Below are 11,607 nucleotides of genomic sequence, written 5' to 3'. Positions count from 1 at the left end.
TTCTCGGGATCGAACGTGATCATGCGCTCGGAGTCGGTCTGGCTCTTCTTGATGCGCTTGGCCGTCTCCTCGGCGGTCATCGAGATGTTAATGGCGTTGCCGTAGCTCTTGCTCATCTTGCGCCCGTCCAGGCCGGGCAGCAGCGGGGTCTCGGACAGCAGCGCGTCGACCTCGGGGAACACCTTGCCGTAACGGTTGTTAAAGCGGCGGGCGATGGTGCGGGTGAGCTCGATGTGCGGCAGCTGGTCGCGACCGACGGGCACCACATTGCCCTTGCAGAACAGGATGTCGCAGGCCTGGTGCACCGGGTAGGTGAGCAGAAGGCCGGTGAGCTCGTGGCCCGAGGCCTCCATCTCGGCCTTGACCGTGGGGTTGCGCGCCAGCTCGGCCTCGGAGACCAGCGACAGGAACGGCAGCATGAGCTGGTTTGCGGCGGGGACGGCGGGGGGCGCGTAGATCATGGGCTTGTCGGGGGCGGTGCCGCAGGCAAGGGAGTCCATGACCATGTTGTACACGTTGTCCTGGATGTGCTCGGTCGTATCGCGGTCAGTGATGACTTGGTAGTCGGCGATGAGCACGTTGGTCTTGGCGCCCATGTTCTGCAGCTCAACACGGCCCTTGAGGGTGCCGAAGTAGTGACCCAGGTGCAGACGGCCGGTGGGGCGGTCGCCGGTGAGCATGGTGAACTTCTCGGGCGTTTTGGCCAGGCCCTCGCGAATGGCGTTGCTCTTTTGCAGCGCGACTTCGTAGCTGTTCTCGTTTGGCATGATTGCTCCTAACGTATGTTCATGGGTCAAGATGATAACGCGTTTATTGGAGGGTCGGGGCGTAAGTACGCGAGGGGCGGGAGAGCGGCGGCATGTGCGATGGGCGCGGCGTGGCTGCGCGTTTGGCCGGCGGCGCCTGGGCGCATCCTCGGCAGCTTACCCTAGCGCCTGTGGTGGCGCTCCTCCCTGCGTTCTTCTGCCGCCTGCTCCTCCTGCTTAAAGGCGGGATCGTCGGGGGTGACGAGCTCGTCCTCGTGCGTGCGCTTGTTGTAATGGTGGCGCAGCACGGGCTCAAACAGGTGCAGGTGCTTGGCAAAGGCCGCCGAGCCAATGGCGAGTACGGTAAAGATGAGCACGCGCATGGGCACCTCGACCTGGTTAATCGCGGCGGCGCCGGCCGAAAGCATGATGCACCAGGCGTAGATGAGCAGCACTGCCTGCTTTTGGTTGTAGCCCTCTTGGATCAGGCGGTGGTGGATGTGGCCCTTGTCGGCCTGCCCGATGCTAATGTGGGCGCGCTTGCGGCGCACGATGGCGCTAAACGTGTCGATGATGGGCACGCCGGCAACGATGAGCGGGATGATAAGCGAGGTGAGCGCGGCGGTGCGGCTCACGTTGAGCAGCGAGATGGAGCCCAGTGCAAAGCCCAGAAGCAACGACCCCGAGTCGCCCAAGAAGATGCTTGCGGGGTTGAAGTTGTAGCGCAAAAAGGCCAGGCAAGCGCCAAAGAGCGCAATGGAGAGCGCGGCGGCGTCGATGCGGCCCGAGAGAACGGCCATCGAAAACATGGTGAACGACGCGATGCCGCAGATGCCCGTGGCCAAGCCGTCGAGGCCGTCGATGAGGTTAATGATGTTGGTGAATGCCACCAGATAGATCACGGTGATGGGGTAGGCGAGCCATCCGAGCATGATTTCGCCGGGGGCAAACGGGTTGACGATGACGCCGATCCGCAGGCCGCCGATACAGGCGATAAGCGCGGCGAGGACCTGTCCGGCTAGCTTTTGCTTGGGCTTGAGCTGGAAGACGTCGTCGATAGCGCCGGTCGCAAAGATGACGGTAAAGGAGAGCGCCAGCATGGGATAGCTAATGTGAAGGCGCGGGTGCGGCACCAGGACGGGCGGCCAGCCTAGGTGCCAGGTGCCTAGGATTTGCACAATACAGGCAACGACCAGGCCCAAAAACACCGCCGTTCCGCCCAAACGCGGGATGGGCTTGGTGTTGATGCGGCGCTTAGAAGGATAGTCGACGGCGTCGAGCTTAATTGCCAAGCGCTTGACCAGGGGCACCGTGAGGAAGGTCGTGATAAAGGCCGCCGCTGCCACGCATAGATACGGTATGTAGCTCGGGGATGAAGCCATGAATCTAAAAACCGCCAAGCGTCGAAGGAAAAGGTCAAAGGTTGCTAAGCGCAAAGGGCATAGCCGAACCATGATACTCGACCAAGGGGGGTGCATGGAATTGCACGCAGCGATAATCACGCGCTTACCAGATATTGGGATGTTGTCGATGGATTGTCGGGATACCGGCGGGGATCCATATGGGCTGTAATGGTGGTTTTCGGCAAATAAAAACCACCCCCCACGTTACGAAAATGAACCCACCTAAAACAGGTGGGTGCCCTCATCGACTGTTCCAGCGTCCTTAACAACGAAGGATACCTGTACTAGGTACGACTGTGTGGGCTCCCTAAATAAACGCGACGGTTCACCCAGTTGCTCCGCGGGGGGCGGAATACCTACATCATAAAGCGGCACTTTATCGATTCCAGTCTTGACATTACAAAAATCGTGTCGGACGATTACGGCGCCTTGGGCTCGAGCCGTCTGTGCGGTTGGTCCCTTAACGTTTGAGCTGCTGAATCGTTGTTTTGGAGCATGTTTTTATGCCGACGCCGTTGACCGAACTTTTTTCGCCCGCCTGCCATTTGTGTCCGCGCCGTTGCGGTGCGGTGCGCGACGAGGGTGCGCACGGCGTATGCGGTGCCGATGACACGCTCAAGGTGGCCCGCGCGGCGCTCCATATGTGGGAGGAGCCGCCTATCTCGGGCGAGGCCGGTTCGGGCACGATCTTCTTTAGCGGCTGCTCGCTCAAATGTATCTATTGCCAGAACCACGAGATCTCGACGGGCAATTTCGGGCTTGAGATTTCGCCCGAGCGCCTGGTCGAGATTATGCTGGAGCTGCAGGACCAAGGTGCCAATAACATCAATCTGGTGACGGCGACGCATTATGCTCACCTGCTGCCGGCCGCGATTGCCGCAGCTCGGGAGCGCGGACTGGTCATTCCAATCGTCTACAACACGAGCGGTTATGAGCGTGCGAGTGCCGTGGCGGCGCTCGGCGATTTGGTCGACGTGTGGCTTACCGACTTTAAGTATGCCAATGCGGCGCTTGCGCAGTCACTCTCTCATATTAAGGACTACCCGCGCGTGGCTGTGTCGGGTCTGGCCCAGATGGCGCGCGAAATTGAGCGCCGCGGGGGAGAGCTGGTAGACGGGGACGGGCTCATGAAGCGCGGCATAATCGTGCGTCATCTGGTGCTGCCGGGGCATGCGGACGATTCGTGCCGCGTGTTGGACCTGGTGTGGCAGACGGTGGGCGACGTGCCGATCTCGGTCATGAACCAGTACACGCCCAATGCCCTCATGCGCGAACAAGGCGGCGACCTGGCGCGCGCCGTGACGCGCGAGGAGTACGAGCAGGTGCTCGACCATGCCGACGACCTGGGCTTTACGACGATGTTTTGGCAAGAAGGCGGAGCGGTAGACGAGAGCTTCACCCCGGCGTTCGACACCACCGGCGTCCTCACCAGCGCAAAGTAGTGCGCTCGCCGATGTTTTTTCTGGGACGGGGATTAAAAAATCATCGAGAGGATCGCCTGCTCGAAAAGTTGTCAAAATAGCCGCGTCCCAAAAAGACTGGGTATTGGGCGTTGACAGTTGGCGAGCCGTAGGTAAAATATCAACTTGTCTTGGGGACGTAGCTCAGTTGGGAGAGCGCTGCCGTCGCATGGCAGAGGCCGAGGGTTCGACTCCCTTCGTCTCCACCCTTGGATTTGATAAGCCGCTGACATTGTGTCGGCGGCTTTTTTTAAAAGAAAGGGCTGTACCATGGCCAAGCTTGAGTCCCAACCACTGTCTGCCGAGGAACGCGCCGAGTTGGAAGAGCTCCGCGCCGAGAAAGCTCGTCGCGAGGCCCAGGAAGAGGCACGCCGCGAGCGTGAGGAGCTGGCCGCCCTGCGTGCCGAGCGTGCGAAGGCCGAGGAGGCCGCCGCGAACGTCGCCCCCGCGCCCAAGCCCGCCGCCGCGAAGCCCGCGCCCACCGCACCTAAACCTCAGCCTAAAAAGGTCGCTCGTTCCAAGTCCGTCGAGCCCAAGCCGAGCCGTGACGAGATGACCTTTGCCCAGCGCATGGTTACCTCCAAGGAGCCTACGGGCGAGAACGAGATCCCTGGCATGGCGCCGGCTCAAAAAATCATCATTGTTCTTGCCCTCATCGCGTTTGTCATCTTTATGGGCTACACGATCCTGACCAGCATGGGCCTGCTCTAGCCCATTCGCGCTGGGTGCCATGCCCGAACACTCTGCCCTTTTCCAACCCTCAGCCTCTGCACAACGCATCCGAAAGGTCGCCCCATGGCTTTGACCGACATCTCGCATCCCACCGACATTGCAATGCTCACCGATCTGTACGAGCTCACTATGGCCCAGGGCCTGTGGGAGAGCGGCAAGGCCAATGAGCAGGGTTGTTTTACCGCGTTTTACCGCGACCATCCTTTTGGCAGCGCCTATGCCGTCATGTGCGGCACCGCCGAACTGCCCGAGCTGGTCGAGAATCTGCGCTTTACGCCCGAGGACATCGACTACCTCGCCTCGCTCCAGGCCCCGGCCGGCGGCGCGATGTTCAAGCCTGCATTCCTCGACTACCTGCGCGATTTTCGTGCACATGTAAACATCGACGCCGTCCCCGAGGGCGAGCTCGTCTTTCCGCGCGAACCCATGGTTCGCGTCACCGGTCCCGCGCTGGAGTGCCAGCTGCTCGAAACGGCGCTGCTCAACATCGTCGGCTTCCAGACGCTTGTCGCCACCAAGACGGCGCGCGTGGTGCTGGCGGCGGACGGCCGTCCCGTTGCCGAGTTTGGCCTGCGCCGCGCCCAGGGTCCCGATGGCGGGCTGGCCGTCGCGCGCGCGAGCTACGTTGCCGGCTGCTCCTCTACGTCCAATGTGCTCGCCGGCCGCCGCTACGGTATTCCCGTCTTTGGCACGCATGCGCACAGCTGGGTGATGAGCTTCGATTCCGAGCTCGAGGCCTTCCGCGCCTTTGCCAAGTCGAGCCCCAAGAATTGCACGCTGCTCATCGACACCTACGACGTACGCGAGGGTTGCGAGCATGCCATTACGGTTGCCAAGGAGATGGAAGCGGTGGGCGAGCGCCTGTCGGCCATTCGCATCGACTCCGGCGACCTCGCCAAGCTCTCCAAGTATGTGCGCGGCCGTTTTGATGCCGAGGGCCTGCCCTATGTGGGGATCTCGGTTTCTAACGATTTGGATGAGTACACGATTCAGTCGCTGCTCGACCAGGGCGCGCCTATCGATAGCTTTGGCGTGGGCACCAAGCTCGCGACCTGCTACGACCAGCCGGCGCTGGGCGGCGTGTACAAGCTCGCCGCCCGCCGTGCGAGTGAGACGGACCCGTGGACGCCGGTGGTCAAGCTCTCCGAGCAGCCCTACAAGCGCACGATCCCGGGTGTGCAACGCGTGCGCCGTTATTACGACGGCTTTGGCGGCCCGGTCTGCGACATGATCTACGACGAGGACCATCTGGCGGGGGAGGGCGCCGCGCGCGGCAATACCCTCGTGGCCGTGAATGATGCCGCTCTGGTGACCGACGTGTCCGAACTTGAGTATCGCGAGCTGCTGGTGCCGATCGTGCGCGATGGCAGTGCGGTGGCTCCGCGTGAGAGCATCCAGGACGCGCGCGAGCGTTGCGCCTGGGCACTTGACCATCTGGACGCAGCTTTCAAGCGCTTCCTGTACCCGCAGACCTATGTGGTGGGTATGGAGCAGGGCCTGGCTCAGGTGCGCGACGAGCTCGTGCGCAAGAACATGGCTGCGGCTTCGGCCTTCCCCTGGGCAAAATGATCCGAAGGGGACGGAGGAAAACGGATCATTTTCGTCCGTTCCGCACCAGGCGCCCCGACTGCCCCAGCTCGCCCGAACGCTCGACATTCGATTGGTTTGACGTATGACGACTTCTTATAAAACGATGGTGGTAAAGATCGGTTCGTCCACGGTGGTGGGCGCCGACGGCAAGGTCAACCGCGCCTTTATCGGCGGGCTTGCCGACCAGGCCGCAGCGCTGCGCGAGCTTGGCTGGCGCCTGGTCGTGGTGAGCTCGGGTGCCATTGCCTGCGGCTATCCCGTGCTGGGCTTCGACCGCAAGCCGGTCGGTGACCTGCCGAGCCTGCAGGCCTGCGCCTCGGCCGGTCAGTGCATCATCTCGTCGGCCTACGACGAGGAGTTCCATGCGCGCGACCTGCTCACCTCGCTCGTGCTGCTCACGCGTCACGACACGGCGCGCCGCACGTCCTACCTGCACGCGCGCGACGCCCTGCTGCGCCTGGTGGAGCTGGGCGTGGTGCCGGTCGTCAACGAGAACGATACCGTCACCGTCGATGAGATCAAGTTCGGCGACAACGACACGCTGGCGGCGCTTGTGAGCTGCCTGGTTTCTGCCGATCTGTGCGTGACGCTCTCGGACATCGATGGCCTCTACACCGCCAATCCGCATGAGGATCCGACGGCCGAGTTTATCCCGGTCGTGCATAAGATCGATGCCAAGATTATCGCCTCGGCGGGCGATTCTTCCACATCGGTGGGTACGGGCGGCATGATCACCAAGATTCGCGCGAGCCGCATTCTCATGACGGCGGGCATTCAAAGCGTGATTTGCTCGGGCGAGGAGCCCGATGCGCTCGTGCGTCTGGCCCGCGGCGAGAGCGTGGGTACGCTGTTCGATCCGCCGGCGGAGCGCCTGGACATTGCGCCGCGCAAGTTGTGGATCGCACTGGGTGACAAGGCGCATGGCTCGGTGACGGTCGATGATGGCGCCGCGAAGGCGCTGGTCAGCCGCGGATCGTCGCTGCTCGCGGTGGGTATTCGCGAGGTCGATGGCCAGTTTGCCGAGGGCGATGTGCTCGACGTGTGCGACCCGAGCGGCATGGTTGTCGCCCGTGGTATCGCCGAGGCCGATTCGGACGTGCTGGAGCTTGCAGCCGGCCGCCGCCAGGACCAGATTGCCAGCAACCGCCTGCTCGCAGACCTGGCCGAGAAGCCCGCGATACACAGGGATAATCTAATCGTCTTCGCCTAACGGGTCGACGCTGCGCGCCGCCCAGAGCGACAATTTGTCATTCAAAAGGCGAGGCATGACCATCAGGTCTATGCCTCGCCTTTTTCATGCCAACTTGTTCGCTCTGGGCGGCGCTCGCTTCTTTTGTTCGACCTACGATTTAAAGCCACTGCTAAGGGGCGTTTTCGCTTTCCGTCCTCTACCTGCGGCATTGTCGTTGCCGGCACTTGTTCGGCACTTGGGGATGTTTCTTTTGTGCCGGCAGGTGGGGACGCTCCTTTGCTAGAAGATTTGGCGCAGGTCTCCGCGGTTGAGGGCTTCGTTGAAGAGGTGCTTGAACACCACGCTACCGTGTAGACCGTCGTGCTCGAACTCGTTGGTCACCCAGGCATGCGAGTTGCCCACGCGGCTGAGCGTATCGAGCTGCATGCCCGAGTCCACGTACATGTCATCGAAGTACACCGCGGCCTGCAGGGGCACCTCGTTGCACGCCAGGCGCTGCGGGTCGTAGATCTTGTCCCAGCTTGTGTCTTCCATAAGCAGATCCATCGCCGGCTTGAAGGGCTTAAGTTCGGGCATCTGCTCAAACATCCACGGGAACATGGCCTCGCCGGTAAACATGAGCGGTCGCGTGAGCGTGTCGAACTCGGCACGATGGGCCTTCTCTTCTGCCGCGGCCCAGCGAATGGGCATGGTGTCGCCGTCGGCGTAGATGAACTCCTGAAGCGTCCAGTACAGCGGATTCGTGCGCGTGTTGGTGCGCTCGAAGGCGCGCATCAAAAAGCTGTCGGATACCGAGGCGCCGCAGGCCAGCGTGCCGTCGCCGTCAACAAAAGCATGATCGATAATCCAATGCATGCGCTCAAAGCTCGGCTTCATGCCAAAGTCGCTGCCCATGAGCTGCAGGCGTTCGACCGTCATCGGCGAGCCGTCGGGTAGCACGGGCTTTTGCTCCTCGAGGGCATCTGCCAGGGCCGCCACGCGCTCGACGTCGGCGGGGTAGCGGTTGTAATACTGCTGCGTCTTGGCAGCCATGCGCGGGAAGGTGTGCGCGTAGACCTCGCTTGCGCTCGCCGGTACGTGGGGGATGCCGCCGCAGGTAAAGCTTGCCGCCACGCCCTCGGGGAAGAGCGACAGGTAGCTCAGCGTCAAAAAGCCGCCGTAGCTCTGCCCGAGCGTGACCCAGGGCCTGCCGCCAAAGCCCACCAGGCGCAGGTACTCAAAATCGCGCACGATGGAGCTGGCGAGGTGGCGCTTGAGGAAGTCCGCCTGCGAGCGGTCCGCATCGGCGCCGGCTGCCTCGGCACGCTCGCCCAGTGCGGCAATCGTGCGTCCGTCTACACAGCTGCTGCGTCCGGTGCCGCGCTGGTCGGGCAGGACGACGCGGAAGTGCTTGACGGCCTCCTCGATCCAGCCGTCGCTTGTGGGTGACAGCGGACGCGGGCTCTCGCCGCCGGGGCCGCCCTGCAAAAACAGGAGCAGTGGCAGATCGTCGTTGATGCGGTCGGGCGCGCAAACCACACGGTAGAAGAGCTTGATGCTCTCGGGCGCACCTGCGATGGGCGCCGGCATGGCGCCGCGGCGCATGGTGCTGCCGACGGCCAGGAGCATCGGCTCCAGGCCGCGCCAGTCGAGGGGGACGTCGATGCTGTGGTCCTCGACATACAGGCCGGGGACGTGGTACGAAGTGATGAGGGCCATGTGAGTCTTCCGTTCGTTGCGGTGTTTCGGGTTGACCAATTCTACCGCCGCGGGCGAGGCCATGCGCAAATCGGCTACCATGGTTGCAAACTTCTAGGAGAAAGGGCCGCCCATGTCGGTCGATATAGCCACGTATGTCCACGATCTTGCCGTTGCCGCTAAGGCAGCGTCGGCCTCGCTTGCCACGGCGAGCGACGAGCAGCGCCAGGAGGCCGTGCGCGCCATGGCCGCAGCACTGCGCAACGGTGTCGACTCCATCGTTGCCGCCAACGAGCTCGATATGTCCGCCGCGCGCGATGCGGGGACCTCGGCGGGGCTCCTCGACCGTCTGCTGCTGACGCCCGAGCGCGTTGAGGGTATGGCCGCCGGCCTGGAGAAGCTCGCCGAGCTGCCCGATCCTGTCGGCCGCGTGCTCGACCACCGCGTGCTCGCAAGCGGCGTGGACCTCACCCGCGTGAGCGTGCCGTTGGGCCTGGTCGCCATGGTGTACGAGGCGCGCCCCAACGTGACGGCCGACGCCGCGGGCATCTGCATCCGCACCGGCAACGCCTGCATTCTGCGCGGCGGCTCGCTGGCCTATCACTCGTGTGCCATGATTTCTGAGCTGCTGGCCGATGCGCTCGAGACCAAGGGCTTCCCGCGCGAGGCTATCTCGATGATCGAGTCCACCGACCGCGAGGCCACTGGCGAGCTCATGAAGCTCCGCGGTATTGTCGACGTACTCATTCCGCGCGGCGGTGCAGGCCTGATCCAGCGCTGCGTGCGCGAGTCGCTTGTGCCGGTGATCGAGACGGGCACGGGCAACTGTCATATCTACGTGCATGAGTCCGCCGACTTTGATAAGGCGCTCAACATTATCGTTAATGCCAAGACCCAGCGTGTAGGCGTGTGCAATGCCGCCGAGTCGCTGCTGGTCGACCATGCTGTGGCCAATGTGTTTTTGCCTGCGGTCGTTGCCGTGCTGCACGACCACGGCGTGCTCATTCACGGCGACGAGGCCACGTGCGCCGCATGCGCCGACGCCGGGCTTGCCGAGGGCGATGACTACGTTGCCGCGACTGAGGAGGACTGGGGTCGCGAGTATCTGGCGCTCGAGATGAGCGTGAAGGTCGTGGCGAACGAGGACGAGGCCATCGCGCACATCAACCGCTACGGCACGATGCACTCCGAGGCCATCGTTGCAGAGGACACGGATGCTTGCGAGCGCTTCCTGGACGAGGTCGATGCCTCGGCCGTGTATGCCAACGCCAGCACGCGCTTTACCGACGGCGGCGAGTTTGGCCTGGGCGCCGAGATTGGCATCTCGACCCAAAAGCTCCACGCCCGCGGCCCCTTTGCCGCCGAGGCCCTCACCACCTACAAATACAAGCTCCGAGGCACCGGCCAGGTCCGCCCCTAACGCCCGCGCAAACAAAAACCACCACAAAGGTGCCTGTCCCCTTTGTGATGGTTTTGGAATTAAGCCTGAAAGGTGTCGCGGTCGGGGGCGAAGGACTGCATGGCCGCGATGGTACGGTCGAAGAGCTCGGGGAGCTCCCAGCCCAGCATCTCGGCACCCTGCGTAATCACGTCGCGCGAGCAGCCGGCGGCAAAGCGCTTGTCCTTGAACTTTTTCTTGAGCGACTTGGTCGTAAAGTCCATGACGCTCTTACTCGGACGCATGATGACGGCAGCACCGATCAAGCCGGTGAGCTCGTCGCAGGCAAACAGGATCTTTTCCATCTGCAGCTCGGGCTTGGGCAGCGAGGTGTTGAAGTCCGACGTGTGCGTCTGAATGGCGCGAATGAGATCGGGAGAGGCGCCCTCGCCTTCAAGGATCTCGGCCGCATAGATGGTGTGGTTCATGGGGTCGTCCTCATGCTCCTCCCAATCTAGGTCGTGCAGCAGACCGACGATGCCCCAAAACTCCTCGTTCTCGGGGTCGAACTCGCGCGCAAAGTAGCGCATGGTGCCCTCGACCGTTTCGCCGTGGGTGATGTGGAACGGGTCCTTATTGTGCTCGTTGAGCAATTCGAACGCACGGTCGCGGGTGATTCCGGCGGAAAGTGGCTCTGCCATAAAAGACTCCTTGTGCTCGCAGGTATCGCTAAGAATGAATACTACTAGAACGACTAGAACGAAAAAACCACCACAAAGGTGCCTGTCCCCTTTGTGGTGGTTTTTGGCGCGGATGGGTTAGTTGAGGGCGGCTTGGGCTAGGCGGGCTTCGGCGGCCTCCTCGGTGACGCCCAATGCCACGGCGAACTCCTCGATGGAGCGGCGCTTGGCTTCCTTGAGTACACGCATATAGTAAGAGCTGGGCTTTTTATCGGCTTCCTCGGCCTGGCGAATGCGGTGCATCATGGTCTTTGCCACGCGGACCGTCTCGGGCGCGCCCAGCTTGAGCTGCTGCTTAAAGTGTGTCTCTTCAAGCGAGCTGTTGCGCTCGGTAAAGGTGTCGCACTCCAGCTCGCCATAGTGGCTCAGCAGATGCTCGGCATCTTGCTGAGAGATGGCGGCATGCAGACGGTCGGCCTGCGCCACGGGGTACATAAGGATCGTCTGCGCATGCCCCTGCTTGGCCTCGAGCAACAACATGGGCTGCGGCGTGTCGTCCCTAAAACCGACGACGGTGCAGACTCCCTGACCCGGATGAATGACGTGTTGACCGATTGAGAACATGCTACCTCCAACTTATACGAATTTACGTATGTCTAGAATAACACGCTGACGTGCGCAAATCCTCGCTTTATGCAGGAAAAGCACACAACTCTGATAGGCCTTGATTCTCATCTTCATTGCAACAG

Annotated in this window: 10 protein-coding genes and 1 tRNA gene; 6 read left to right on the top strand and 5 right to left on the bottom strand. The window is 62.3% G+C overall.

The genetic code is table 11. The features are described from left to right. Together trpS and DW850_RS07480 are read right to left on the bottom strand one after the other, a co-directional pair. Positions 1-767 (bottom strand): tryptophan--tRNA ligase (gene trpS, locus DW850_RS07485; protein WP_199575646.1); only part of this gene is annotated, 767 nt, incomplete at its 3' end. 161 nt (positions 768-928) lie between these two features. Next, positions 929-2,128: an MraY family glycosyltransferase gene (locus tag DW850_RS07480; RefSeq protein WP_117786720.1), complete on the bottom strand. Its 1,200-nt coding sequence runs from the start codon at positions 2,126-2,128 to the stop codon at positions 929-931. 524 nt (positions 2,129-2,652) lie between these two features. Here DW850_RS07480 and DW850_RS07475 point away from each other — a divergent pair. The 5 genes from DW850_RS07475 to proB all read left to right on the top strand — a co-directional run bounded on the left by DW850_RS07475 (position 2,653) and on the right by proB (position 7,141). After that, the gene (locus tag DW850_RS07475) at positions 2,653-3,591 is read left to right on the top strand and encodes a radical SAM protein (protein ID WP_117757743.1); all 939 of its coding nucleotides are present in this window, start codon (positions 2,653-2,655) and stop codon (positions 3,589-3,591) included. A 151-nt stretch (positions 3,592-3,742) separates the two neighbouring features. Next, positions 3,743-3,815: transfer RNA gene (locus tag DW850_RS07470), tRNA-Ala, on the top strand. Between the two features lie 64 nt (positions 3,816-3,879). Then, positions 3,880-4,320, top strand: a complete 441-nt coding sequence (locus DW850_RS07465; protein WP_117635034.1) for a hypothetical protein — start codon at positions 3,880-3,882, stop codon at positions 4,318-4,320. Between the two features lie 84 nt (positions 4,321-4,404). Beyond that, positions 4,405-5,910, top strand: a complete 1,506-nt coding sequence (locus tag DW850_RS07460) for a nicotinate phosphoribosyltransferase (RefSeq protein ID WP_117648369.1) — start codon at positions 4,405-4,407, stop codon at positions 5,908-5,910. Between the two features lie 103 nt (positions 5,911-6,013). Beyond that, positions 6,014-7,141: a glutamate 5-kinase gene (proB, locus tag DW850_RS07455; protein WP_055252326.1), complete on the top strand. Its 1,128-nt coding sequence runs from the start codon at positions 6,014-6,016 to the stop codon at positions 7,139-7,141. Between the two features lie 261 nt (positions 7,142-7,402). Here proB and DW850_RS07445 read toward each other — a convergent pair whose 3' ends face one another. Continuing rightward, entirely contained in the window at positions 7,403-8,821 is a 1,419-nt protein-coding gene (locus tag DW850_RS07445) for an alpha/beta fold hydrolase (RefSeq protein WP_117786719.1), read from the bottom strand. A gap of 112 nt (positions 8,822-8,933) precedes the next feature. Here DW850_RS07445 and DW850_RS07440 point away from each other — a divergent pair, with 112 nt between their 5' ends. Continuing rightward, positions 8,934-10,220: a glutamate-5-semialdehyde dehydrogenase gene (locus tag DW850_RS07440; RefSeq protein ID WP_117563962.1), complete on the top strand. Its 1,287-nt coding sequence runs from the start codon at positions 8,934-8,936 to the stop codon at positions 10,218-10,220. A 59-nt stretch (positions 10,221-10,279) separates the two neighbouring features. On the opposite strand, the gene DW850_RS07435 is transcribed toward DW850_RS07440, so the two are convergent. Both DW850_RS07435 and DW850_RS07430 read right to left on the bottom strand, forming a co-directional pair. Continuing rightward, positions 10,280-10,879, bottom strand: coding sequence for an HD domain-containing protein (locus DW850_RS07435; RefSeq protein ID WP_055252329.1), 600 nt, complete (start codon positions 10,877-10,879; stop codon positions 10,280-10,282). A 117-nt stretch (positions 10,880-10,996) separates the two neighbouring features. Continuing rightward, the gene (locus DW850_RS07430; RefSeq protein ID WP_117786718.1) at positions 10,997-11,482 is read right to left on the bottom strand and encodes a CarD family transcriptional regulator; all 486 of its coding nucleotides are present in this window, start codon (positions 11,480-11,482) and stop codon (positions 10,997-10,999) included. Positions 11,483-11,607: the final 125 nt, after the last annotated feature.

The sequence above is a fragment of the Collinsella sp. AM36-4AA genome, assembly GCF_003467795.1.
Classification (GTDB): Bacteria; Actinomycetota; Coriobacteriia; order Coriobacteriales; family Coriobacteriaceae; genus Collinsella.
Note: the sequence above shows the minus strand (reverse complement) of the source record. Positions and strands in the feature narration are given on the sequence as shown.